The following is a 23,526-nucleotide window of genomic DNA, read 5'->3' as shown; positions in this document are numbered from 1 at the left end:
CACCAGCGCGCGGCGCGGATGGGCCGCCTGCCCGACGTGCGCCCGCTGGACCGGCTGCGCTCGATCAAGATCAAGCTCGGCGTCCTGGTGGCCGCCGCGGTGTTCGTCGCGGCGATGCTCACCTGGCTCGGCCTGAACAACGCCCTCGGACCGACCCGGACGTTCCCGATCGTCATCGTCATCGCCCTGCTGATGACCCAGATCCTCGCCCGCGGCATGACCTCGCCCCTGCGCGAGATGACGTCGGCCGCCCGGGCGATGGCCGCGGGCGACTACAGCCGGCGGGTCCGCGCCACGAGCCGCGACGAGGTCGGCCAGCTCGGCGAGGCGTTCAACCGGATGGCGGACGACCTGGAGCAGGCCGACACGGTGCGCCGCGAGATGGTCGCGAACGTGTCCCACGAGCTGCGCACCCCGGTCACGGCCCTGCAGGCGCAGCTGGAGAACATCGTGGACGGGGTCGACGACCCCGACCCGGAGGCGATGCGGGCCGCCCTCGCCCAGACGCAGCGGCTCAGCCGCCTGGTGGCGACGCTCCTGGACCTGTCCCGGCTCGAGGCGGGCGCCGTGGACCTGCGGGTCGCCGACGTCCCGATGCAGCAGTTCCTCGAGGAGGCCGCCCAGGAGGGTCGCCTCGTCGGGTCGTCCAAGGACCTGACGTTCCCCGTCGTCGTCGACCCGCCGGACCTCACCCTGCCCGCCGACCGGGAGCGGCTGCACCAGGTGGTGGCGAACCTCGTGCAGAACGCGGTGCGGCACTCCCCCCGCGGGTCCGAGGTCCGCCTCGAGGCGCGCCGCGCCGGCGGCTGGGTGCAGCTCGACGTCGTGGACGCGGGCCCCGGCATCGCCGCGGACCAGCGGCAGCGGGTCTTCGAGCGGTTCGCCCGCGGCAACAGCCCGGCGATCACCGGGCAGATCTCGACCGGGGGCACCGGGCTCGGGCTGTCGATCGTCCGCTGGGCGGTCACGCTGCACGGCGGCACCGTCGAGGTCGCCGACACCCCCACGGGGTGCACCATGCGGGTGATGCTCCCGTCCCGGCGCACGTCGCGACCGGCCACCGGGGCGTTCTGACCGCTCCCCCTCGGGACGGAGCCGCAGGACCCGTCTCGCGACGGATGGTCGGGGCGCACCCGCGCCTCCTAGGGTCGAGGCATGCCACCCGACGCCACGCACGCCATCGAGGTCTCGCACCTCACGAAGACGTTCGGCCAGGTCCGAGCCGTCGACGACCTGAGCTTCACGGTCCGCCCGGGCCGGGTCACCGGGTTCCTCGGCCCCAACGGTGCCGGCAAGACCACGACCCTGCGGATGCTGCTCGGGCTCGTGCAGCCGACCAGCGGGACCGCGACGATCCAGGGCCGCCGCTACACCGAGCTCGACCGGCCGATGCGCACGCTCGGCGCCGCGCTCGAGGCCGCCGACTTCCACCCCGGCCGCACCGCCCTGGACCACCTGCGCGTCTACGCGCCGCAGGCCGGTGTGCCCGACGCCCGGGCGGCCGAGGTGCTCGACCTCGTGGGCCTCGGCGCCGCCGCGAAGCGCCGCGTGGGCGGGTTCTCGCTCGGCATGCGCCAGCGGCTCGCGCTCGCGACGACGCTGCTCGGCGACCCGCCGGTGCTGCTGCTCGACGAGCCCGCGAACGGCCTGGACCCGGAGGGCATCCGCTGGCTGCGCGACCTGCTGCGCGCGCTCGCCGCCCAGGGCCGCACCGTGCTGGTCTCGTCGCACGTGCTGTCCGAGGTCCAGCAGACGGTCGACGACGTGGTGATCATCGCCGGCGGCCGGCTGGTGCACGCCTCGACCCTCGAGGAGCTCAGCCGCCTGGCCGAGTCCCGGGTCCGGGTCGCCTCCCCCGACGCCGCGGGGCTCGACGCCCTCGTCGCCCGGTCGGGCTGGCAGCGCGCCGCGCTGCCGCAGGGCCCCGGCCTGGCCGAGCTGGTCGGCACCGACGTGTCGACCGTGGGCCACGCGGCGTTCGCCGCCGGCCTGGAGCTGCACGAGCTGGCCCCGCACGCCGTCGGGCTCGAGGACGTGTTCCTCCGCCTGACCGCGCCCCGGCCCGCGGACCGCCCGCACGGCGCGCACGCGGCGCCCGCAGCAACCGGAGCGCCCGCCGGCCCCGACGCCACCACGACGACGCCCGCCGGAGGTGCGCGATGAAGGACACGCTGGTCTCCGAGTACCGCAAGATCGTCACGACCCGCACCTGGTGGGTCCTGCTGATCGTGATGGTCGGCTACATGGTGTTCCTGGGCGCCCTGATGGCGTTCGTGTTCACGTTCGACGGCGGCGCCGCGACCGGCGGCCCGACGACGACCGGCACGCCGCAGGGCCTCGCCGACCGGGACGTCGCGATCGCGGTGTACACGCTGCCCGCGTCGCTCGGCTACGTGCTGCCGCTGCTGGTCGGCGTCCTGTCGGTCACCGCCGAGTTCCGGCACCGCACGCTGACCCCGACGCTGCTCGCGCAGCCGGACCGGACCCGGTTCGTCGCGGCCAAGCTCGCCGCAGGCGTGCCGATGGGGCTGATCTACGGCGTCCTCGGGACGCTCGCGACCGTCGGCGCCGGCGCGGTGGTGTTCGCGCTGACCGACACGCCCGCCTCGCTCGGCGACGGGAGCATCTGGGCGATCATCGCCCGCACCGCGCTCGCGCTGACCGTCTGGTGCGTGCTCGGCGTCGGCCTCGGGTTCGCGATGCCGAACCAGGTCGTCGCGATCGTGGTGGTCCTGGCGTTCACGCAGTTCGTCGAGCCGATCGCCCGCGTGGGCCTGGCCCTCAGCGACGCGACCGCGCCGATCGCCAAGTTCCTGCCCGGCGCGGCGGGCGAGGCCGTCAGCGGCGGGTCGTTCTACTCCGCGAGCGGCGCCGGGGACATCCTCGGTCCGGTCGCGGGCGCCGCGGTGCTGGTCGGCTACGCGCTGCTGCTGGCCCTGCTCGGCCGGCTGACCACGCTGAAGCGCGACATCACCTGAGCGCCCGGCCCGGCGACGCACGCCCCCGTCACCACCCCGCGCGGGTCCGGTGGCGGGGGCGTCGTCGTCCGGCGCCGGGCCCCGCAGACCCCGCCATGACCGAGTTGGTCAGATCCATGCCCGGGGTAGACGTGCAGATGGGACGCGGGACACCCCCCGGCGACCCGTCGTGTGACAACCGTGTGAACCACCCGCGGCGCGCCGCTCCCGAGGGGAGATGACGTCCGGTCAGGACGTAGGGTTGGGCGCGTACTGATCCGGCGAAGACGCGGTCACGGCCGCGGAGGAAGTGGGCGATCCTCGCGTGTCCCAGCATGCGGAGCCAGACGTGAACCGGGCCGACTTCGGCGCGAACGCGTGGTTGGTGGACGAGCTGTACGAGCAGTACCTCCAGGACAAGACCGCGGTCGACCCCGCGTGGTGGGACTTCTTCGAGGGCTACAAGCCGTCGAACCCCGCGGCGACGACCTCGGGCGCACCGGGCGGTGCCCCGGGCGGCGACGGCGCGGTAGCGACCGACGGAGCCGCCAGGAGCGACGGCGCACCCGGGAACGACGGGGCGGCCGCGACGCCACCCGCTGCGCCCGCACCGACGCCCCCCGCGCCGGCCGCCCCCGCGGCTGCCTCCGCCCCGGCGGTCACGGCACCCGCCCCGGCGGCGGCCGACCGCCCCGCGCACACCGCGCCCGGCGACCCGGTCCCCCCGGCGCCGACCCCGCAGTCGGGTCGACCCCAGGAGCAGCCCGCCCCGCGCGACCCCGAGCAGGCCGTGCCGGCCGCGTCGCCCGTGGCGACCGCCCAGCCCGCGACCGCGCCCTACGCCCCCGCGGCGAAGGCGGCGCGCGAGGCCGAGCAGCAGGTCCCCACCGGCGAGGACCAGGTGCAGCGCCTGCGCGGCCCCGCCGCCCGGGTGGTCACCAACATGGAGGCCAGCCTCGAGGTCCCCACCGCGACGTCGGTGCGCGCGATCCCCGCGAAGCTGCTGGTGGACAACCGCATCGTCATCAACAACCACCTGGCCCGCGGCCGGGGCGGGAAGATCTCGTTCACCCACCTGATCGGCTTCGCGCTGGTCGAGGCGGTCGGTGAGATGCCCGCCATGAACAGCGCCTACACGCTCGTCGACGGCAAGCCCGGCTACGTCACGCCGGCGCACGTCAACCTCGGCCTGGCGATCGACCTCGCCAAGCCCGACGGCACGCGCCAGCTGCTGGTGCCGAGCATCAAGCAGGCCGAGACGCTCGACTTCGCGCAGTTCTGGACCGCCTACGAGGACGTCGTCCGGCGCGCCCGCGGCGGCAAGCTCGGCGTGGACGACTTCGCCGGCACCACCCTGTCGCTGACCAACCCCGGCACCATCGGCACCGTGCACTCCGTCCCGCGCCTGATGCAGGGCCAGGGCACGATCATCGGCGTCGGCGCGATGGACTACCCGGCCGAGTTCCAGGGCACGTCCGACGAGCAGCTGAACCGGATGGGCGTGTCGAAGGTCCTGACGGTGACCTCGACCTACGACCACCGCGTCATCCAGGGTGCCCAGTCCGGCGACTTCCTGCGCATCCTGTCCCGCAAGCTCCTGGGCGAGGACGGCTTCTACGACCGGGTGTTCGCGTCGCTGCGCGTGCCCTACGAGCCGATCCGCTGGGTCAAGGAGGCCTCGCACGACCCCGACGCCGAGGCGATCAAGCCGGCCCGGATCGCCGAGCTCATCCACGCCTACCGGTCGCGCGGCCACCTCATGGCCGACACCGACCCGCTGGCCTACCGGCTGCGCAAGCACCCGGACCTGGACGTCCAGACGCACGGCCTGTCGCTGTGGGACCTGGACCGCACGTTCCCGACCGGCGGGTTCACCGGCAAGCCGCGCGCCACGCTGCGCCAGGTGCTCGCGCTGCTGCGCGACTCCTACTGCCGCACCACCGGCATCGAGTACATGCACCTGCAGGACCCGCGCCAGCGCCGCTGGCTCCAGGAGCGGCTGGAGGCCGGCTACGCCCCCACCCCGCGCGAGGACCAGCTGCGCATCCTGCGCCGCCTCAACGCCGCCGAGGCGTTCGAGACCTTCCTGCAGACCAAGTACGTCGGGCAGAAGCGGTTCTCCCTGGAGGGCGGCGAGTCGGCGATCCCGCTGCTCGACGCCATCCTGTCCCGGGCGGCCGAGGGCGGTCTGGACGAGGTCGCGATCGGCATGGCGCACCGCGGCCGGCTGAACGTGCTCGCGAACATCGCCGGCAAGTCCTACGGGCAGATCTTCAGCGAGTTCGAGGGCAACCAGGACCCGAAGTCGGTGCAGGGCTCCGGCGACGTGAAGTACCACCTCGGCACCGAGGGCGTCTTCACCGCCGAGTCGGGCGCCAGCACCCGCGTGTACCTGGCGGCCAACCCGTCGCACCTGGAGGCCGTGGACCCGGTGCTCGAGGGCATCGTCCGCGCCAAGCAGGACCGGATCGACCTCGGCGGCGACGGGTTCTCCGTGCTGCCGATCCTGCTGCACGGCGACGCGGCGTTCGCGGGGCAGGGCGTGGTGTTCGAGACGCTCAACCTCGCGCAGCTGCGCGGCTACCGCACCGGCGGCACGATCCACCTGGTCATCAACAACCAGGTCGGGTTCACCACCGGTCCGTCGTCCTCGCGGTCGTCGCAGTACGCGACCGACATCGCCAAGGGCCTGCAGGTGCCCGTGTTCCACGTCAACGGGGACGACCCCGAGGCGTGCGTCCGGGTCGCGGAGCTGGCGTTCGAGTACCGCGAGCAGTTCGACCGCGACGTCATCATCGACATGGTCTGCTACCGCCGCCGCGGGCACAACGAGGGCGACGACCCCTCGATGACCCAGCCGCTGATGTACAACCTCATCGAGGCCAAGCGGTCCGTCCGCAAGCCTCTACACCGAGGCGCTGGTGTCCCGCGGGGACATCACGCTGGAGGAGGCCGAGCACGTGCTGCGCGACTACCAGGCGCAGCTCGAGCGGGTGTTCGCGGAGACCCGCGAGGAGGGCTGGACGCCGCCGTCCCCGGACGCGGAGCCCGTCGCCGGCCTGGAGCGCCCGGAGTCCCAGCGCGAGGACGCCGGCGTCATCATCGGCTGGCAGACCGCGGTGCCCGGCAAGGTGCTGGAGCGGATCGGGGCCGCGCACGTGCGCGCCCCCGAGGGCTTCACCATCCACCCGAAGCTCGCGCAGCTGCTGGCCAAGCGGGAGCAGATGTCCCGCGAGGGCGGCATCGACTGGGGCTTCGGCGAGATCCTCGCGTTCGGCTCCCTGCTGATCGAGGGCACCCCGGTGCGGCTCGCCGGGCAGGACTCCCGGCGCGGGACGTTCGTGCAGCGGCACGCCGTCCTGCACGACCGGGAGACCGGCGCCGAGTGGACGCCGCTGCTCTACCTGTCGGCGGACCAGGCGAAGTTCTGGGTCTACGACTCGTCGCTGTCGGAGTACGCCGCGCTCGGGTTCGAGTACGGCTACTCCGTCGAGCGCCCGGACGCCCTGGTGCTCTGGGAGGCGCAGTTCGGCGACTTCGTCAACGGCGCCCAGACCGTCATCGACGAGTTCATCAGCTCCGCCGAGCAGAAGTGGGGCCAGCACTCCTCCGTCGTGCTGCTGCTGCCGCACGGCTACGAGGGCCAGGGGCCGGACCACTCGTCGGCCCGCATCGAGCGGTTCCTGCAGATGTGCGCCGAGGGCAACATGACGGTCGCGCAGCCGACCACGCCCGCGTCGTACTTCCACCTGCTCCGTCGCCAGGCCTACACCCGACCGCGGCGCCCGCTGGTCGTGTTCACCCCGAAGTCGATGCTCCGCCTCAAGGCCGGCGCGTCGAAGGTCGAGGAGTTCACCTCCGGCACGTTCCGCCCCGTGGTCGGCGACCCCGTGGCCGCCGAGCACGCCGGACGCGTGGACCGGGTGCTGCTATGCTCCGGCAAGCTCTACTGGGACCTGGTCGCCCAGAGGGACAAGCTCGGCGACGACCGCACGGCCATCGTCCGGCTCGAGCAGCTGTACCCGCTCGACCACGAGGGCCTGCGGGCGGCGCTCGCGCCGTTCGACGGGGCCGACCTCGTGTGGGTGCAGGACGAGCCCCGCAACCAGGGCCCGTGGGGCTACGTGTCGCTCGCGATGCCGCAGGTCGTCGGCGCCCCGGTCCGCGCGGTGTCCCGCCCGGCGTCGGCGTCCACCGCCGCCGGCTCCGCGAAGGCGCACCAGGCCGAGCAGGCCGAGCTGCTCCGGGCGGCGTTCGAGCGCTGACGGCGGGGCGTCGACCCCGCCGGCCCCGCCCGGCCCCGCCGGCCCCGCCGAGACAGGACCGCCGCGTCGAGTCAGGACCTTCGGGAGTCCTGTCTCGGCGCGGCGGTCCTGTCTCGGTGCGGGCGACGGCTGGCGCGGGTCAGGCGACCGAGGTCGTGGCCGGGTCGTCCGCGCAGGTGAACTGGCGGCGGTACGCCTGCGGGCTGGTGCCCAGGACCCGGCTGAAGTGGTGCCGCAGGATCGCGGCGCTGCCGAACCCGCTGGCGCGGGCGATCTCGTCGACGCCGACGGTGGTGCGCTCGAGCATCTCCTGCGCGCGCACGAGCCGCTGCCGGGTCACCCAGGCCGCGGGCGTGGTGCCGGTCTCGGCGCGGAACCGCCGGGCGAACGTCCGCTCGGACATCAGCGCCCGCGACGCGAGGTCCGGGACCGTCAGCTCCTCGTCGAGGTGGTCGGTCATCCACGCCAGCAGCGGCGCGAGGGTGTCGGCGTCGCAGGGCAGCGGCGTGTCGACGTACTGCGCCTGGCCCCCGTCCCGGTGCGGGGGCACGACCATCCGCCGGGCGACGGCGGCGGCCTGCTGGGCCCCGAGCTCGCGGCGGATCAGGTGCAGGCAGGCGTCGATGCCCGCCGCGGTGCCGGCGCTGCTGATCACGCCGCGGTCCTCGACGTACAGCACCGCGGGGTCGACCTCGGCGGTCGGGAACCGGCGGGCGAGGTCGTCGGCGTACATCCAGTGGGTGGTGCACCGACGACCGTCGAGCAGCCCGGCCTCCCCCAGCGCGAACGTCCCGGAGCAGATGCTCATCACCCAGGCACCGCGTGCGTGCGCGGCCTGCAGGGCGTCCACCACGCCGTCGGGCAGCACGTAGGGCGCCTTGAACGGCAGGGCGACGACGAGGTCCGCGTCGGCCGCGGCCTCGAGCCCGGCGGCGATCTCGATGGTCAGGCCACCCGGGTCCATCGGCAGCGGGCCGGGCTCGGGGGTGCAGAGCGTGAAGTCGAACGTCGGCCCGCCCGTGCCCGACCGGTCGATGCCGAAGACCTCGCACACGAGCCCGAGCTCGAAGGCGGACACCCCGGGGACCGCGATGGCGGCGACGCGTTGCAGCATCTGGGCAGTCTGCCACGGAACTGGCGGGATCTCGATGGGGTACGGCCGTCCTGCCACTCGTGGCGCGTATTCGACCGGCACATGATTTCTGCCATGACCGCACTCCTGATCGCCCTGGCCCTGCTGACCCTCACCGTGTGGCTCGCCGCACGCCTCGCCGACTGGATCCGGCTCGACGGCGCCGGCACCCGCCGCCCACCCGCCTCGCACCACGACTGGACCGAGGACACCGACGCGTACCTCCGCTGAACCCGTCCGCTCGCCACCCGCACGGCGGGGCGGCTGCGCGTCGGCGGCGCGGCCCTGCGACACTGGGCCGGGCGCGCCCGCCGGGCCGCGCCGCACGCACGACGGACGAGGGACGAGGTACCGAGGTGGGCGAGCTGCCGCTGCGGCTGGTGGTGGTCGGCGACGAGCTGGCCGCGGGAGCCGGAGACCCCCGGGCGCTCGGGTGGGTGGGCCGGGTCGCAGCCCGCACGACGACCCCCGTGCCGCCGACGGTCCTCACCCTCGCGGTGCCGGGCGAGTCGACCTCCGGCCTGTCCGCCCGGTGGGAGGACGAGGTCCTGCGTCGCGTCTCCCCCGAGGCCGACACGCGCCTCGTCGTCGCCCTCGGCCGCGCCGACGCGCTGACCGGGCTCTCGCTGGCCCGCAGCCGGCTCAACCTCGCGAACATCCTCGACGCCGCCGAGCAGCGCCGCGTGCCCGCGTTCGTCGTCGGCCCGCCGCCCGGCGCCGGCGTCGACCCCACGGTGCTCGCCGACCTGTCCGCCGCGTTCGCCGACGTCACGACCCGGCGCCGCGTGCCCTACGTCGACACGTTCAGCCCGCTCGCCGGGCACGAGCAGTGGCTTGCCGACCTCGCCGCGGGCGACGGGTCGCTCCCCGGCCAGGCCGGCTACGGGCTGATGGCGTGGCTGGTCCTGCACTCGCACTGGAACGCCTGGCTCGGCCTGCCGGAGGACGTGGTCTGACGGCCTGGCACGGCAGCACCCGGCCCCGCGCGGCAGCGCCCGGCCCGACGCGGCAGCACCCGGCCCCGCGCGGCAGCACCCGGCTCAGCGGGGCAGGGTCGCCGTGATGGCCGACCGGGCGCTGGCGAGCACGGTCCGCACGGTGTCCACGGTCAGCGCCGGGACCTCCCCGCGCGCGTCGGCCTCGCGGAGCGCGGCGCGCACCTCCGCCCGGAACGTCGCCAGCTCGGTCTCGACCTGCACCCGACGGTCGCGCGACTGCGACCGGCGCCGCGCACGGGCGGTCGGGGTCTCCCCCGCGTGACCCCCGTCCGACCGCGCCTGCTGGGCAGCCACGGCTCGCGCCTGCTGGGCGGCCGCGGCGACGTCGGCGCGCATCCCCGCCATCGACCCCGCCACCTCGGCGCGCACCCGTGCGGCGAGGTCCCGCACGGTGGCCGCGAGCTCGCGTTCCAGGAGCGTCAGCTCCTCGCCGTGGTCGGCGAGCTCCCGGTGCCCGCGATCGGTGAGCGCGTAGAGCGTCTTGCGCCCGGCCGCGGTCCGCTCGACCAGGCCCTCCTCCTCGAGGCGGGCCAGCCGGGGGTAGATCGTCCCCGCGCTCGGCCGGTACGTGCCGCCGAACCGGTCCGACAGCGCGGTGATGAGCTCGTACCCGTGCCGCGGTCCGGTCGCGAGCAGCGAGAGCAGGTAGAGCCGCAGCTGCCCGTGCCCGAAGACCGCCATCAGCCCGCGGCGGGCGGCACGACCGGCTCGGCCAGGGGCGCACCGTGCAGCACGGTGAGGTGCCCGGAGACCGTCTGGGCGTAGACGTAGCAGGTCGCCTGCGGGTCGCGCAGGTCGAGGCTGGTCCGCCCGGGGCGCCGGTCGCCGTGCTCCACCCCGTCGACCACGACCCGGCCCGACACGCTGCGCGCCTCGATGGCGACGCCGTGCCCTGCGGGGAGCCGCACCGCGACGTCGCCCGAGACGGTGCGTGCGTGGCACACCGACGTCGCGGCGAGGCAGTCCAGCGTGACCTCGCCCGACACGGTCGTGACCGTGACCCGGGACAGGGCCCCGGCTGCGGTCGCCGCCCCCGACACGGTGGCGACGTTCAGGTCGCCCGCGTGGTCCCGCACGACGACGTCGGACGACACGCTCTTGGCCGTCAGCGCACCCCGGGTCCCGTCGACGAGCACGCTCCCGCCGACCGTCGACACCGACGCGTCCTGCTGGACCCCGGTCAGCAGCAGGTCGGCGTTCACCGAGGAGATCGAGGCGGCGACCGCGCGCGGGACCGCCAGGTGCACGTCGACGCCGTCACGCTGGCGGGGGCCGCGGAGCCGGTCGAGGAAGCCGTCGAGCCCCGTCACCGACCGCACCCCCGCCCACAGCGCCCCGTCGGCGTAGGTGACCTCCAGCGGCAGCCCGTCGACCCGGTGCACCTCGATCCGCACGTCGGTCCGCGCCGGGTCGTCGTGGGCCACGACGTCCACCCGGCCGCCGTTCACCTGGACGCGCACCGAGCGCACGTCGTCGACGTCGATCACCTGCGGGCCGAGGACGACCCAGGACTCCGTGGCCATGCCGCGCTCCTCCGTGTCGAGATATATCGCGTCCCGACACCGTACGTCGCCGCCCCGGGCAGCACAAGGGCGCCGGACCCCCGAGGGGACCGGCGCCCACGGGCGTGGCCCGGGCGTCAGGACACGAGGCCGACCGACCGCAGCTCGACCGTGAGGTCCTGCGGGTTGGTGGCCACGGCGAGCGCCTCGTCGAACGTCACCGTGCCGTCCACGACGAGCCGGACGAGGTGCTGGTCGAAGGTCTGCATCTTGTAGTAGTCGCCCTGGCGGATCAGGTCGATCAGCGGCTCGCTGCTCGACGGGTCGAGGATCGCCTCCGCGGTCCGCCCGGTGTTGACGAGCACCTCGACCACGGCGATCCGCCCCTGGCCGTCGGCGCGACGGGCCAGGCGCTGCGAGACGATGCCCCGCAGCGACTGCGCGAGCGCGACACGGATCTGCTGCTGCTCGTGCGGCGGGAAGAAGTCGACGATCCGGTTCACGGACTCCGCGGCGTCGATCGTGTGCAGCGTCGACAGCACGAGGTGCCCGGTCTCCGCGGCCGACATCGCGGCCCGTACGGTCTCCAGGTCACGCATCTCGCCGACCAGGATCACGTCCGGGTCCTGGCGCAGCGCGGCGCGGAGCGCGACGGTGAAGTCCGCCGTGTCCTGCCGGACCTCGCGCTGCGAGACGATCCCCCGCTTGTCGTGGTGCAGGACCTCGATGGGGTCCTCGATCGTGACGATGTTGGCCTCGCGCGTCGTGTTGATCAGGTCGATCATCGACGCCAGCGTCGTCGTCTTGCCCGAGCCGGTCGGGCCGGTGACGAGCACCAGGCCGCGGGGCTCCAGCGCCAGCTCGCCCAGCACCTCGGGCAGGCCCAGCTCCGCGAGCGACTCGGCGCCCATCGCGACCAGGCGGAACACCATGCCGTAGGTGCCGCGGGCCTGGTAGGCGTTCACGCGGAACCGGCCGACGCCCGACAGCGAGAACGCGAAGTCCGCCTCGTGGGTGCGGACGAACGTCTCCGTGCAGCTCGTCGGGCAGCACCTCGCCGAGCATGTGCTCGGTGTCGCGCGGCGTCAGGCTGGGCACCTGGAGGCGGCGGAGGCGGCCGTCGACGCGCACGCGCGGCTCGGAGCCGACCTTCACGTGCAGGTCGGACCCGCCCGCCTGGGAGAGGGCGTGCAGGAGGGGCACCACGGACTGCGGCTGGTCGGTCACCCCTCTCCCATCGGCCGGAACGTGGTCGTCCTTGAGGCACCGGTGCGGGCGACCCCGCCCGGATGTGGGACGATGGGGAGTCACTGGGCCGTCGGGGCATCCTCCGTCCGGCCGGAAGCCTGACCAGGGAGAGATCGATGAGCAAGCGTGGCCGCAAGCGCCGTTCCCGCGCCGGGAAGCTCCGCCAACCACGGCAAGCGTCCCAACGCCTGACCGTCACCGGCGCAGCCGTAGCGACGAGGAAGGGCCCGGTGCACCTGCACCGGGCCCTTCCTCGTGTTCGCAGCCGTGTCCGCGTCCGCGGCCTCAGACCGTCCGGGTGACCCGGATCTCCGTGAGCCGCGCGTGGATCTTCAGCCGCAGGTCCGCGGGCGCCTGCTCCTGGCAGCACCGCTTCACGAGCTCCTTGAGCATCGTCTCGACGGCCATCTCGTCCAGGCAGGGCCGGCAGTCCTCGACGTGCGCGCGCACCTGGGCGGCGTCGTCGGCGGGCAGCTCGCTGTCCACGTAGGCGAAGAGCCGGCCGAGGGCCTGCTCGCAGTTCGGGCCGCAGCCCGCCTCGGCTCCCGGCGCCACCGCTGCTGCGTCGTCCCCCGTCATCGCGTCCCCCCTGCGCTTCCCGTGCCCTGCTCCCGTGCCGACGGCGTCGCCGCGACGAGCCCGCGGTCGCGGGCGTAGTCGGCCAGCATGTCCCGGAGCTGCCCGCGGCCGCGGTGCAGCCGGGACATCACCGTCCCGATCGGCGTGCCCATGATCTCGGCGATCTCCTTGTAGGCGAAGCCCTCGACGTCCGCGAGGTACACCGCCATCCGGAAGTCCTCGGGCAGCCGCGCGAGCGCGTCCTTCACGTCGGAGTCCGGCAGGTGGTCCAGCGCCTCGGCCTCGGCCGACCGCAGGCCGGTCGACGTGTGCGACTCGGCGCGGGCGATCTGCCAGTCCTCGATGTCGTCGGCCTGGGACTGCTGCGGCTCGCGCTGCTTCTTGCGGTACGTGTTGATGAACGTGTTCGTGAGGATCCGGTACAGCCACGCTTTGAGGTTGGTCCCCGGGCGGTACTGGTGGAACGCGGCGAACGCCTTCGCGAACGTCTCCTGGACCAGGTCCTCGGCGTCCGAGGGGTTGCGCGTCATGCGCAGGGCGGCGCCGTACAGCTGGTCCAGGTAGACCAGCGCCTCGGCCTCGAACCGCTCGCTGCGCGCCGCGTCGTCCTCGGACTCCGGGGCGCGTGTCGTGTCCTCGCTCATCACCCCCGAGCCTAGTCCGAGCACGGGCGGTGCGCCGCCGGCGGCCCGCGGGGGCAGCACGGCGACGGAGGCGGCCGGGGCGAGCGGCCGCTCGAGGGTGGAACAGCTCATGGTCGTCCCAACACGGCCCGGCCCCCGGCGCATTCCCGGTCGAGCCCCGAGAGCGCCCGGGCAGGACGCGGCGGGCACGCCCCGCTAGGTTGATCCGCAGGTGTCCGCACGTCGCGGACGACCCCGAGGAGGACGTCATGCTGCTGCGCCGCATCGCCCGACCGCTGTTCGCGTCGTGGTTCCTGACCCAGGGCGTCGACGCCCTGCGCCGCCCCGCCCCGCACGTCGCGGTCGCGCGCGACGCGATCGGCCGCCTGGAGGCACGGGTGCCCGCGGGGGCGCTCGGCGGGGCGCTCGACGCGTACCGGCACCCCTCGGACTCCCAGCTCCGGCTCGTCGTGCGCGTGCACGGCGGCGCGACCGCGCTGGCGGCGCTGCTGCTCGCCACCGGCCGGGCACCGCGGACGGGTGCGCTCGCCCTCGCCGCGCTCACGCTGCCGCTCGCCGCTGCCGACGCCCCGCCGTCGCGCTCCGAGAGGGCGCACCTCACCGAGCAGGAGAAGAAGGACCGCAAGGCGCGGTTCCTGCGCGGGCTGTCCCTGTCCGGCGGCGCGCTGATCGCCGCCGCCGACACCGCCGGGCGGCCGGGGATGCGGTGGCGCGTCGAGCACGCCCGGGCGACCCGGGCCGCGGCAGCCGCCGCCTCGTCGGCCGCCGCGACGGCTGCCGCGGCGCAGCGGTCGGCGAAGCAGAAGCTCACCGACGCCGTGCACTGAGCCGGTCACGCACCACCCGCGCGCCCTGGACGCCGCCGCGGGCGTACGGGCCGGGCCGATAACCTGGTGGGCATGACCTCCCCCGACGTCGCCGTGCCGGACGCCGCCCCCGACTGGCCCGCCCCCACCGCCGACGGGCCGCTCGACGCGACCGTCGAGGTGCCCGGCTCCAAGTCGCTCACCAACCGGTACCTGGTGCTGGCCGCGCTCGCCGACGGGCCCGGTCGCCTGCGCGGCGCGCTGCGGTCGCGGGACACCCTGCTGATGGCACGCGCGCTGCGGGCGCTGGGCACCCGCATCGAGGACGACCCCGCCGCCCCCGGCGACTGGCTGGTCACCCCGGGGACGGCCGCCGGTCCCGTGACGGTCGACTGCGGGCTCGCCGGCACCGTGATGCGGTTCCTGCCGGCCGTCGCCGCGCTGTCCGACGGGGCCGTGCGGTTCGACGGCGACGCCGGCGCACGGGTCCGCCCGATGGGACCGGTCCTGACGGCGCTGCGCGCGCTCGACGTCGACGTCGCCGAGCACGGCGAGCCGGGGCACCTGCCGTTCACGGTCACCGGCACCGGCGCGGTCGCGGGCGGCACCGTCGACGTGGACGCGTCCGGCTCGTCGCAGTTCGTGTCCGGCCTGCTGCTCGCCGCCGCGCGGTTCGAGCGCGGGCTGACCGTCCGGCACACCGGCCCGACGCTGCCGAGCCTGCCGCACATCGAGATGACCGTCGCGCTGCTGCGGGCCGCTGGCGTCGAGGTCGACGACTCGCGGCCGACGATCTGGCAGGTCGAGCCGGGGCCCGTCGCCGCGCGCGACGTCCGCATCGAGCCCGACCTGTCGAACGCGGCCCCGTTCCTGTGCGCCGCGCTGATCGCGGGGGGCACCGTGCGCGTTCCCGGGTGGCCCGCCGCGACCACCCAGCCGGGCGGCCTGCTGCCGGGGATCCTCGAGCGGATGGGCGCGACCACGCGGCTCGACGGCGACGTGCTGTCCGTCACCGGGACCGGTTCGGTCGGCGGCGTCGACCTCGACCTGCACGCCGCGGGCGAGCTCGCCCCGACGGTCGCGGCCCTCGCGGCCCTCGCGGACTCCCCCACCCGCCTGCGCGGCATCGCGCACCTGCGCGGGCACGAGACCGACCGCCTCGCCGCGCTGTCGGCCGAGATCACCCGGCTCGGCGGCCAGGCCGAGCAGACCGCCGACGGCCTCGTCATCACCCCGCGCCCGCTGCACGGCGGGACCGTGCGGACGTACGCCGACCACCGGATGGCCACGTTCGGGGCGATGATCGGGCTCGCGGTGCCGGGCGTGCTCGTCGAGGACGTCGCGACGACCGCCAAGACCATCCCCGACTTCGTCGGCCTGTGGTCCGGGATGCTCGCATGACCGGGCGGCGCTGACCGTGGCGCGCCGGGCGCTCGACGAGTCGGACATCCGGGTCCGGCCGACCCGCCGGGGCTCGCGACCCCGCACCAAGACCCGGCCCGAGCACGCCGACGCCGACCGCGCGCTGGTCACCGGTGTGGACCGCGGCCGCTACACGGTCCTGGTCGACCCCGACGGGCCCGACGAGCGCGTGGCGATCGCCATGAAGGCCCGCGAGCTCGGGCGCGAGCGCGTCGTGCCCGGCGACCTCGTGGACCTGGTGGGCGACACCTCGGGGTCGACGGGCTCGCTGTCGCGGATCGTCCGGATCACCGACCGGAGCACCGTCCTGCGCCGGACCGCGGACGACACCGACCCCGTCGAGCGCGTCATCGTCGCCAACGCCGAGCAGCTGGTGGTCGTCACGGCGCTCGCCGACCCGGAACCGCGGACCCGGATGATCGACCGCTGCGTCGTCGCCGCCTACGACGCCGGCATGCAGGTGCTGCTCGCGCTCACCAAGGCCGACCTCGCCGACCCCGCCGAGCTGCGGGAGATGTACGAGCCGATCGGCGTGCGCGTCGTGGTCACCCGCTGGGCGGCGGACGGCGCGGCGAGCGGCGGCGCACCCGAGGGCATCGACGGGCTCGAGACCCTGCGCGACGCCCTCGCCGGCCGCACGTCCGTGCTCGTCGGGCACTCGGGCGTCGGCAAGTCCACCCTGGTCAACGCCCTGGTCCCGGACGCCTACCGCGCCACCGGGGTCGTCAACGACGTCACCGGGCGCGGCCGGCACACCTCGACGTCCGCGGTCGCGCTGCGCGTCCCGGGCCCGCCGGGGACCTGGGTGATCGACACGCCCGGCGTGCGGTCGTTCGGCCTGGCGCACGTCGACCCGGACCACCTGCTCGGGGCGTTCGCGGACCTCGCGGAGGTCGCCGAGGAGTGCCCCCGCGGCTGCACGCACGCCTCCGACGCCCCCGACTGCGCGCTCGACGACTGGGTCCGGGCCGCCCAGGACGACGTGACCCGCGAGGCCCGGTCCGCGCGGCTCGACTCGTTCCGGCGGCTGCTGATAAGCCGCACGGGGGCCGCCGACCCGGTGGCCGAGGCCTCGGAGGCCGAACGGCGACGCTAGGTTGGTGCCCATGACCCGGTACGACGACGACCTGCGCCTCGCCCACGTGATCGCCGACCAGGTCGACAACCTGACGATGTCGCGGTTCAAGGCGCAGGACCTGCGCGTCGAGACCAAGCCCGACCTCACGCCCGTCTCGGACGCGGACCGGGCCGCCGAGGAGCTGATCCGCGGCCAGCTGGCGCGCGCCCGCCCGCGTGACGCGGTGCACGGCGAGGAGATGGCGGACACCGGCCACGGCCCGCGCCGCTGGGTGGTCGACCCGATCGACGGGACCAAGAACTTCGTGCGCGGCGTGCCCGTGTGGGCCACGCTGATCGCGCTGCTCGACGGCGACGAGGTGGTCGTCGGCCTGGTCAGCGCCCCCGCGCTCGGGCGGCGCTGGTGGGCGGCCCAGGGCACCGGCGCGTGGACCGGGCGGTCGCTCGCGGCCGCGACCCGGCTCCAGGTCTCCGAGGTGGGCCGGCTGCAGGACGCGTCGCTGTCCTACTCCAGCCTGAGCGGCTGGGAGGAGCGCGGCCGGCTCGACCACTTCCTCGACCTGACCCGCCGGGTCTGGCGCACCCGCGGATACGGCGACTTCTGGTCGTACGTGCTGGTCGCCGAGGGCGCCGTGGACCTGGCGGCCGAGCCCGAGCTCGCGCTGCACGACATGGCCGCGCTGGTGCCGATCGTGACCGAGGCCGGCGGCCGGTTCACCTCTGTGCAGGGCGTGGACGGTCCGTTCGGCGGGTCCGCGCTGGTCTCCAACGGCCTCCTGCACCACGCGGCGCTCCAGGCGCTGGATCCGCTGCTGGAGGCCTGACCGCCGGGCGGCCGTCCACGTCAGCGCGGGATGCGGTCCAGCTCGGTCGCGTCATACCAGAGCAGGTCGCGCTCGGCCAGCGCGTCGAGCGCGGCGTCGTCCCCGTCGAGCGCCCGGGCGACCTCGGCCCGCGCCTCGGGCTCGTCCACGTGCGCGCAGACGACCTCGGCACGGGTCACCGGGGCCGTGAGCGTGACCAGGGTCGCGGGCTCGTCGTCCACGTCGCCGCCGTCGTCGGCCACGGCCTCCCCCACGGCGTCGTCCGGCACCTCGACCGTGACGACCAGGCGCAGGCCGGGCGCGTCGGGACGGGAGGCCAGCAGCACCAGGGCGTCGTCGGCGGCCATCAGCTGGGCGGCGAACTCGACGCCCTCCTCGTCCTCCTCGGGCAGCAGCGCGACGAGCGCGGGGGTCACCGCGTGCGCGCGTCGAGGCGCGGCGAGGGGCGCGCGGTCGCGCAGCAGGTCGTCGAGCTCGTCCAGGGTGGCAGGCAGGTAGAGGCGCACGGGTCCAGTGTGCCCGGTCGGCGATGCCATCGGCGCACTTCGGGACCAACCGGGGCGATCTCCGTAGGTCGCAGCCAGACACGCCGAGCGTCGTCCACAGGCGACGAAGTCGGTCTGGACGGACGGGTGCGGGACCGGTAGACCAGCCCCACGCTTGCGGACCATCCGACGACGGAGGACACCATGAGGACCCCCCACCTGCCGCCCCCGAGCCCGCGAACCCGCCGATGAGCACCGCGGTGGACGTCCGCGTGGTGCCTGAGGCTGTGCTCCCTGAGGCGGTGCTGCCCGGACCCGTGCTGCCCACGGCCGTGCTGCCGACTCCCGCCCGCTCCTCCGAGCGCGACCCGCGCGCGGTGGCACCCGCGAGCGCGCCGCCGCCGGGCCCACGGGTGCGGCCCCGGGCCGCGCGCCGCGCGCGTCCCACCGCACTCGCGGTCGAGGCCGGGGTCGGCGCCTGCGCCCCCGAGGTCGTGCGCCTCGGCGCAGCCCGGCTCGCGGCCTACAGCCACGCGACGCCCGAGGCGGGCGACGTCCGCGCTCCGGTCCCGCTCCCGGCGCTCCCGCCGGGGACCGCCCCGGGCGGCGCCGGCACCCTCGACGTCCGGCAGGCGTGCTGCATGGTGGCGATCGCCGCTGTGGAGGTGCTCGCGGGGACGCGCCCGCTCGCCCAGCTGGCGCGCTGGGTGACGCCGGAGGTCTACGACTCCCTGAGCCGGCGCGCGGCGCTCGCCGCGCCACCGGAGCCCGCGTCCGGCCCTGCCGCCCGACCCGGGACGTCGGACGGCGACCGGACCGTGGTCGCTCGCACCGGACCCCGCCGGCCCAGCGTGCGCCGCCTGCGCGCGTGCCCGGTCGACGAGCACGCCGTCGAGGCGTCGGTGGTCGTCGCGCACCTCGACCGCGTGCAGGCCGTGGCCGTCCGGCTCACCCGGGCGAGCGGGCGGTGGCGCGCCGCCGCGCTCGTCGTCGGCTGAGGCGACCCGCCGGGCGAGGTCGACCGCCGAAGCAGGACGTCCGCACCGAGGCAGGTCCCGCGGGAGTCCTGTCTCGGTGCGACGGCCCCGTCTCGGCGCGACAGCCGGTCGCACGACGGCGGCCGGTCGCAGGGCGGCGCCCGGTCTCGCACCGGCGGCGCGGTCTCGAGCCGCCGGTGCTGTCCGGCCGCGTACGGCAGCGGCGCCCGTCCCCGCGAACCGGGGACGGGCGCCGTGGCCTCAGGCGGCGGTCGTCAGTCGCGGCGGCGCTGCTTGGCGGCCTTGCGGCGCGCCTCGCGGTTGCCGGCGTCCTCGACGGCGCCGTCCTCACCCGACGTACCGGCGACGGGCGCCGCACCACCGGTGGGCGCAGCGGCACGACGGCCGCTCCGGCTCACCGTCGTGCCGGCGTCGCCGTCCACGCTGGGCGCGGAGTACTGCAGCGGGACCTTCCGCTCCGGGCCGTCGATCCCCTTCGCGACGAGCACCGGACCGCCGTCGGCCGCACCCCCGGCGACGGGGGCGGCGCCCTCGGCCTGGGCGGCTGCCGGGTCGGCGACCTTGACCTCGAGGTTGTACAGGTAGCCGACGGCCTCCTCCTTGATGGAGTCCGTCATCGCCTGGAACAGCTGGTAGCCCTCGCGCTGGTACTCGATCAGCGGGTCGCGCTGGGCCATCGCGCGCAGGCCGATGCCCTCCTTGAGGTAGTCCATCTCGTAGAGGTGCTCACGCCACTTGCGGTCCAGGACCGAGAGCACGACGCGGCGCTCGAGCTGGCGCATGTTGTCCTCGCCGAGCGACGCCTCCCGCTCCGCGTAGGCGATGCGGGCGTCGGACAGCAGCTCGGTCTTCAGCAGCTCGGGGGTGAGCCGGCCGATGCCGCCGGCCTGCTCCACGACCTCGTCGACCTCGATGGACACCGGGTAGACCGTCTTCAGCGTGGTCCAGAGCTGCTCGAGGTCCCAGTCCTCCGGGTGCCCGCCCGCGGTCGCCGCGGTGACGTAGTCGTCCAGCACGTCGTCCAGGAAGTGCCCGACCTGGTCCTGCATGTTCTCGCCCTCGAGGACGCGGCGACGCTGCTCGTAGATGACCTCGCGCTGCCGGGACAGCACGTCGTCGTACTTGAGCACGTTCTTGCGGATCTCGAAGTTGCGGGACTCGACCTGCGACTGCGCGGACCGGATGCCGCGGGTGACGATCTTCGACTCGAGCGGCATGTCGTCGGGGAAGCCCGCGCGGGTCATCATCGACTCGGCGAGACCCGAGTTGAACAGGCGCATGAGGTCGTCCTGGAGCGACAGGTAGAACCGGGACTCGCCCGGGTCGCCCTGACGGCCGGAGCGGCCGCGGAGCTGGTTGTCGATCCGACGGGACTCGTGCCGCTCGGTACCGAGCACGTACAGACCGCCGAGCTCGGTGACCTCCTCGTGCTCCGCGGCGACGGCGGCCTTGGCCTTCTCGAGGACCTCCGGCCAGGCGGCCTCGTACTCCTCGGGGTTCTCCTTCGCGTCCAGCCCGCGCGAGGCCATCTCGGCGACCGCCATGAACTCGGCGTTGCCGCCGAGCATGATGTCCGTGCCGCGGCCGGCCATGTTGGTGGCGACCGTGACGGCGCCCTTGCGGCCGGCCTGGGCGACGATCGACGCCTCACGGGCGTGCTGCTTGGCGTTGAGGACCTCGTGCGGGACCCCGGCCTTGCGGAAGCTTGCGGGACAGCAGCTCGGACTTCTCGACGCTGGTGGTGCCGACCAGGACGGGCTGGCCGTTCGCGTGCCGCTCGACGATGTCCGCGACGACCGCGTCGAACTTGCCCTCCTCCGCCTTGTAGACGAGGTCCGGCTGGTCGATGCGCTGCATGCCGCGGTTCGGGTGGATCGGGACCACGCCGAGCTTGTAGGTGCCCTGGAACTCGGCGGCCTCGGTCTCGGCGGTACCGGTCATCCCGGAGAAGCTTGTCGTACAGGCGGAAGTAGTTCTGGAGCGTGATCGTGGCGAGCGTCTGGTTCTCCGCCTTGATCGTCACGCCCTCCTTCGCCTCGATGGCCTGGTGCATGCCCTCGTTGTAGCGGCGGCCCGGCAGGACGCGGCCGGTGTGCTCGTCGACGATGAGCACCTCGCCCTTGTCGACGATGTAGTCCTTGTCGCGCTTGAACAGCTCCTTCGCCTTGATGGCGTTGTTGAGGAACCCGATCAGCGGGGTGTTGAGGGACTCGTAGAGGTTCTCGATGCCGAGGTAGTCCTCGACGCGCTCGATGCCGGGCTCGAGGACGCCGATGGTGCGCTTCTTCTCGTCGACCTCGTAGTCGCGCTCGGGCTGCAGGCGGCGCACCACCTTGGCGAACTCGGCGTACCAGCGGTTCGCGTCGCCCGACGCGGGCCCGGAGATGATGAGCGGCGTGCGGGCCTCGTCGATGAGGATCGAGTCGACCTCGTCCACGATCGCGAAGTGGTGGCCGCGCTGCACGAGCTCCTCGGTGCTCCACGCCATGTTGTCGCGCAGGAAGTCGAAGCCGAACTCGTTGTTCGTGCCGTAGGTGATGTCGGCGGCGTACTGCACGCGTCGCTCGGCGGGCGTCTGCCCGCTGACGATGACGCCCGTGGTCAGGCCCAGGAACCGGTAGACGCGGCCCATGAGGTCGGCCTGGTAGCTCGCCAGGTAGTCGTTGACCGTGACGACGTGGACGCCCTTGCCGGTCAGCGCGTTGAGGTAGGCCGGAGCGGTGGCGACCAGGGTCTTGCCCTCACCGGTCTTCATCTCGGCGATGTTGCCGAGGTGCAGCGCCGCGCCGCCCATGAGCTGGACGTCGAAGTGACGCTGACCGAGGGTGCGTCGTGCGGCCTCGCGGACCGCGGCGAACGCCTCGGCCATGATGTCGTCGAGCTTCTCGCCGTCCTCGAGGCGGGCCCGGAACCGGTCGGTCTCCTCGCGCAGCTCGGCGTCCGACAGCGAGGTGAAGCTGTCCTCCAGCGCGTTCACCTGCTGGGCGATGCCCGACAGCTTCTTGAGGATCCGTCCCTCGCCCAGGCGGAGGACCTTCTCGAGGATCGCAGGCACGTGCACTCCCGACTCGCTGCGCCGCACGTGGCCACGTGCGTCGTCCTGGCAGCCCGACCGCACAGCCGAGCCCGGACCATCGTAGGTGAGCCACGGTGGCCGTGGACACCCAGGTAGGTACCCGGGCGGTGCGCGGCGCCCCGTGCGCTGCCGGTCCGGCCCGGTGCGCCGTCAGCCCGCGGCGAGCGCCGAGGCGAGATCCGGTGCGAGCGTCCCGCGCGGCAGCCCGCCCCTGTCCCCGACGACGACGTCGTCCAGGGCCAGCCACCCGGCCATCAGGCGCAGCTCGGCCGCGAGGTCCCGTGCGACCTCGGCGGGAGTCCCGTCCCCGGCACCCCGCGCGCCGCCGACGGCGTCGGGCAGGTGCGCGGCGTGCACGCGCAGCACGCCGGCGCGGCGGTCGGCCTTGAGGTCCACCAGGGCGGCGACCTGCTCCCCGCGCAGGAACGGCAGCACGTAGTACCCGTGGACCCGCTGTGCCTCGGGCACGTAGATCTCGATCCGGTACCGCAGCCCGAACAGCTCCTCCAGCCGGCGCCGCTCGAACACGAGGGGGTCGAAGGGGCTGAGGAGCGCACGGCCCGTGGCCCGGCGCGGGAGGTCCGCCGCCGCGTGCAGGTACGCGGGACGGTCCCACCCTTCGACCGCGACCGGCACGAGCGTGCCTTCCTCGACGAGGTCCGCCACGAGCCCCTTCGCGCGCGGACCGCGCAGCCGGAAGTAGTCGAGCAGGCAGCGGTCCGTGGCGACGCCGTGCGCGCGCGCCGCGATCCGCAGCAGCTCACGCAGGGCGTCGTCGTCGTCGGGCTCCGGCGCCGCCAGCACGTGCGCGGGCAGCACGCGCTCGACGAGGTCGTAGCAGCGTTCGAACTGCGCGTTCCGCCGCGCGGAGGCGACCTGGCCGGTGAAGAACAGGTACTCCAGGACCCGCTTCGCCGCGGTCCAGTTCCAGCCCCACTCGGTCCGGTCCCGGGGCTGCGGCCCCTCGACGCGCGCGTGCACCTCGCTGGCGGTGAGCGGGCCGTCCTCGGCGATCATCGCCAGCACGTCGTCCACCAGCGGCGAGTGCCGCAGCGGGACGTCGCGGATCACCCCCCACGCGTGCTCGCGGTAGGCGCGCCGGCGCCAGCCCAGCAGCGCGTAGGTCTCCGGGGGGACGTACGAGGCCTCGTGCGCCCAGGTCTCGACGAGCCGCCGGGGTGCCGTGCCGGACGCCCGGGCGAGCAGGGCCGGGTCGTAGGGGCCGACCCGCGAGAACGTCGGCATGAGGTGCGCGCGTGCGGCCACGTTGACCGAGTCGATCTGCAGCAGCCCGACGCGGTCGACCACCTGCTGGAGGTGCCGCATCGTGGCGGGGCCGCGTCGCTCCGCGCGCGGGCGGTCCAGGCCCTGGGCGCGCAGGGCGACCCGCCGCGCCTGGGCGAGCGACAGGGTGCCCGCGGGACGGTGCGCGGTGCCGGTCCGCGCGACGACAGGGCTGCTGGTCATCGCCCCATCGTGCACCGGGGCACCGACACGCACCGGCCCGCCCGCG

General features: G+C 74.7%; 18 protein-coding genes and 3 pseudogenes. 12 read left to right on the top strand and 9 right to left on the bottom strand.

Translation table 11 applies throughout. The features are described 5' to 3' along the window. Positions 1-18 precede the first annotated feature (18 nt). The 4 genes and pseudogenes from AC1VL8_RS10700 to AC1VL8_RS10685 all read left to right on the top strand — a co-directional run bounded on the left by AC1VL8_RS10700 (position 19) and on the right by AC1VL8_RS10685 (position 7,222). The gene (locus tag AC1VL8_RS10700; protein ID WP_389227843.1) at positions 19-1,074 is read left to right on the top strand and encodes a sensor histidine kinase; all 1,056 of its coding nucleotides are present in this window, start codon (positions 19-21) and stop codon (positions 1,072-1,074) included. A gap of 81 nt (positions 1,075-1,155) precedes the next feature. After that, entirely contained in the window at positions 1,156-2,163 is a 1,008-nt protein-coding gene (locus AC1VL8_RS10695) for an ABC transporter ATP-binding protein (RefSeq protein WP_483075157.1), read from the top strand. After that, on the top strand, positions 2,160-2,978 hold the full coding sequence (locus AC1VL8_RS10690; RefSeq protein WP_389226863.1) for an ABC transporter permease: 819 nt from the start codon (positions 2,160-2,162) through the stop codon (positions 2,976-2,978). The genes AC1VL8_RS10695 and AC1VL8_RS10690 overlap by 4 nt, the downstream gene beginning before the upstream one ends. Before the next feature lie 304 nt (positions 2,979-3,282). Beyond that, a pseudogene (locus AC1VL8_RS10685) lies at positions 3,283-7,222 on the top strand (multifunctional oxoglutarate decarboxylase/oxoglutarate dehydrogenase thiamine pyrophosphate-binding subunit/dihydrolipoyllysine-residue succinyltransferase subunit). 139 nt (positions 7,223-7,361) lie between these two features. Here AC1VL8_RS10685 and AC1VL8_RS10680 read toward each other — a convergent pair. Next, positions 7,362-8,336, bottom strand: coding sequence for a GlxA family transcriptional regulator (locus AC1VL8_RS10680; protein WP_389226857.1), 975 nt, complete (start codon positions 8,334-8,336; stop codon positions 7,362-7,364). 93 nt (positions 8,337-8,429) lie between these two features. Between AC1VL8_RS10680 and AC1VL8_RS10675 the strand changes: the two genes are divergently transcribed. Both AC1VL8_RS10675 and AC1VL8_RS10670 read left to right on the top strand, forming a co-directional pair. Then, positions 8,430-8,585, top strand: coding sequence for a hypothetical protein (locus AC1VL8_RS10675; protein ID WP_389226854.1), 156 nt, complete (start codon positions 8,430-8,432; stop codon positions 8,583-8,585). A 125-nt stretch (positions 8,586-8,710) separates the two neighbouring features. Next, positions 8,711-9,310, top strand: a complete 600-nt coding sequence (locus AC1VL8_RS10670; protein ID WP_389226851.1) for a GDSL-type esterase/lipase family protein — start codon at positions 8,711-8,713, stop codon at positions 9,308-9,310. Positions 9,311-9,394: 84 nt separating this feature from the next. Here AC1VL8_RS10670 and AC1VL8_RS10665 read toward each other — a convergent pair whose 3' ends face one another. The 3 genes from AC1VL8_RS10665 to AC1VL8_RS10655 all read right to left on the bottom strand — a co-directional run bounded on the left by AC1VL8_RS10665 (position 9,395) and on the right by AC1VL8_RS10655 (position 11,843). Beyond that, the gene (locus AC1VL8_RS10665; protein WP_483075156.1) at positions 9,395-10,033 is read right to left on the bottom strand and encodes a PadR family transcriptional regulator; all 639 of its coding nucleotides are present in this window, start codon (positions 10,031-10,033) and stop codon (positions 9,395-9,397) included. Then, positions 10,033-10,875 (bottom strand): DUF4097 family beta strand repeat-containing protein, encoded by an 843-nt coding sequence (locus AC1VL8_RS10660; protein WP_483075155.1) that lies wholly within the window; start codon positions 10,873-10,875, stop codon positions 10,033-10,035. Before AC1VL8_RS10660 ends, AC1VL8_RS10665 begins: the two co-directional genes overlap by 1 nt. Before the next feature lie 116 nt (positions 10,876-10,991). Further along, a complete protein-coding gene (locus AC1VL8_RS10655) occupies positions 10,992-11,843 on the bottom strand; it encodes a type IV pilus twitching motility protein PilT (RefSeq protein ID WP_483076231.1) in 852 nt (283 codons plus the stop codon). A gap of 375 nt (positions 11,844-12,218) precedes the next feature. Here AC1VL8_RS10655 and AC1VL8_RS10650 point away from each other — a divergent pair. Continuing rightward, positions 12,219-12,294, top strand: a pseudogene (locus tag AC1VL8_RS10650) (50S ribosomal protein bL37). Positions 12,295-12,387: 93 nt separating this feature from the next. Here AC1VL8_RS10650 and rsrA read toward each other — a convergent pair. Both rsrA and AC1VL8_RS10640 read right to left on the bottom strand, forming a co-directional pair. Then, positions 12,388-12,681 carry a mycothiol system anti-sigma-R factor gene (rsrA, locus tag AC1VL8_RS10645; RefSeq protein WP_483075154.1) on the bottom strand — a complete coding sequence of 98 codons (294 nt, stop codon included), beginning with the start codon at positions 12,679-12,681 and terminating at the stop codon, positions 12,388-12,390. Beyond that, on the bottom strand, positions 12,678-13,436 hold the full coding sequence (locus AC1VL8_RS10640; RefSeq protein ID WP_389226836.1) for a sigma-70 family RNA polymerase sigma factor: 759 nt from the start codon (positions 13,434-13,436) through the stop codon (positions 12,678-12,680). Before AC1VL8_RS10640 ends, rsrA begins: the two co-directional genes overlap by 4 nt. A 137-nt stretch (positions 13,437-13,573) precedes the next feature. Between AC1VL8_RS10640 and AC1VL8_RS10635 the strand changes: the two genes are divergently transcribed. From AC1VL8_RS10635 to hisN, 4 genes are all read left to right on the top strand, one after another. Further along, positions 13,574-14,152, top strand: a complete 579-nt coding sequence (locus AC1VL8_RS10635; RefSeq protein ID WP_483075153.1) for a DoxX family protein — start codon at positions 13,574-13,576, stop codon at positions 14,150-14,152. 72 nt (positions 14,153-14,224) lie between these two features. Then, positions 14,225-15,532 carry a 3-phosphoshikimate 1-carboxyvinyltransferase gene (gene aroA, locus AC1VL8_RS10630; RefSeq protein ID WP_483075152.1) on the top strand — a complete coding sequence of 436 codons (1,308 nt, stop codon included), beginning with the start codon at positions 14,225-14,227 and terminating at the stop codon, positions 15,530-15,532. Positions 15,533-15,548: 16 nt separating this feature from the next. Continuing rightward, complete coding sequence (rsgA, locus tag AC1VL8_RS10625) at positions 15,549-16,649, top strand: ribosome small subunit-dependent GTPase A (protein ID WP_483075151.1); 1,101 nt, start codon at positions 15,549-15,551, stop codon at positions 16,647-16,649. A 10-nt stretch (positions 16,650-16,659) separates the two neighbouring features. Next, entirely contained in the window at positions 16,660-17,454 is a 795-nt protein-coding gene (gene hisN, locus AC1VL8_RS10620; RefSeq protein ID WP_483075150.1) for a histidinol-phosphatase, read from the top strand. Between the two features lie 20 nt (positions 17,455-17,474). Here hisN and AC1VL8_RS10615 read toward each other — a convergent pair whose 3' ends face one another. Then, positions 17,475-17,960 (bottom strand): DUF6912 family protein, encoded by a 486-nt coding sequence (locus AC1VL8_RS10615; protein ID WP_389226821.1) that lies wholly within the window; start codon positions 17,958-17,960, stop codon positions 17,475-17,477. Positions 17,961-18,187: 227 nt separating this feature from the next. Between AC1VL8_RS10615 and AC1VL8_RS10610 the strand changes: the two genes are divergently transcribed. Continuing rightward, positions 18,188-18,937, top strand: coding sequence for an Rv3235 family protein (locus tag AC1VL8_RS10610; RefSeq protein ID WP_483075149.1), 750 nt, complete (start codon positions 18,188-18,190; stop codon positions 18,935-18,937). A gap of 254 nt (positions 18,938-19,191) precedes the next feature. Here AC1VL8_RS10610 and secA read toward each other — a convergent pair. Together secA and AC1VL8_RS10600 are read right to left on the bottom strand one after the other, a co-directional pair. After that, positions 19,192-21,992 (bottom strand): annotated as a pseudogene (gene secA, locus AC1VL8_RS10605) (preprotein translocase subunit SecA). Between the two features lie 171 nt (positions 21,993-22,163). Further along, on the bottom strand, positions 22,164-23,480 hold the full coding sequence (locus AC1VL8_RS10600; protein ID WP_483075148.1) for a winged helix-turn-helix domain-containing protein: 1,317 nt from the start codon (positions 23,478-23,480) through the stop codon (positions 22,164-22,166). Positions 23,481-23,526 lie beyond the last annotated feature (46 nt).

The sequence above is a fragment of the Cellulomonas sp. KU4C genome, from assembly GCF_056868065.1.
This window is presented reverse-complemented; position numbering and strand designations above follow the sequence as displayed.

Bases quoted from the DNA above. Each gene is read 5' to 3' on its own strand.
- AC1VL8_RS10635 (WP_483075153.1), top strand. From the start codon at position 13,574: ATGCTGCTGCGCCGCATCGCCCGACCGCTGTTCGCGTCGTGGTTCCTG.
- AC1VL8_RS10640 (WP_389226836.1), bottom strand. From the start codon at position 13,436: ATGAGCTGTTCCACCCTCGAGCGGCCGCTCGCCCCGGCCGCCTCCGTC.
- AC1VL8_RS10700 (WP_389227843.1), top strand. From the start codon at position 19: ATGGGCCGCCTGCCCGACGTGCGCCCGCTGGACCGGCTGCGCTCGATC.
- hisN (WP_483075150.1), top strand. From the start codon at position 16,660: ATGACCCGGTACGACGACGACCTGCGCCTCGCCCACGTGATCGCCGAC.
- AC1VL8_RS10690 (WP_389226863.1), top strand. From the start codon at position 2,160: ATGAAGGACACGCTGGTCTCCGAGTACCGCAAGATCGTCACGACCCGC.
- rsrA (WP_483075154.1), bottom strand. From the start codon at position 12,681: ATGACGGGGGACGACGCAGCAGCGGTGGCGCCGGGAGCCGAGGCGGGC.
- AC1VL8_RS10660 (WP_483075155.1), bottom strand. From the start codon at position 10,875: ATGGCCACGGAGTCCTGGGTCGTCCTCGGCCCGCAGGTGATCGACGTC.
- AC1VL8_RS10665 (WP_483075156.1), bottom strand. From the start codon at position 10,033: ATGGCGGTCTTCGGGCACGGGCAGCTGCGGCTCTACCTGCTCTCGCTG.
- AC1VL8_RS10695 (WP_483075157.1), top strand. From the start codon at position 1,156: ATGCCACCCGACGCCACGCACGCCATCGAGGTCTCGCACCTCACGAAG.
- aroA (WP_483075152.1), top strand. From the start codon at position 14,225: ATGACCTCCCCCGACGTCGCCGTGCCGGACGCCGCCCCCGACTGGCCC.
- AC1VL8_RS10680 (WP_389226857.1), bottom strand. From the start codon at position 8,336: ATGCTGCAACGCGTCGCCGCCATCGCGGTCCCCGGGGTGTCCGCCTTC.
- AC1VL8_RS10610 (WP_483075149.1), top strand. From the start codon at position 18,188: ATGAGCACCGCGGTGGACGTCCGCGTGGTGCCTGAGGCTGTGCTCCCT.
- AC1VL8_RS10600 (WP_483075148.1), bottom strand. From the start codon at position 23,480: ATGACCAGCAGCCCTGTCGTCGCGCGGACCGGCACCGCGCACCGTCCC.
- AC1VL8_RS10675 (WP_389226854.1), top strand. From the start codon at position 8,430: ATGACCGCACTCCTGATCGCCCTGGCCCTGCTGACCCTCACCGTGTGG.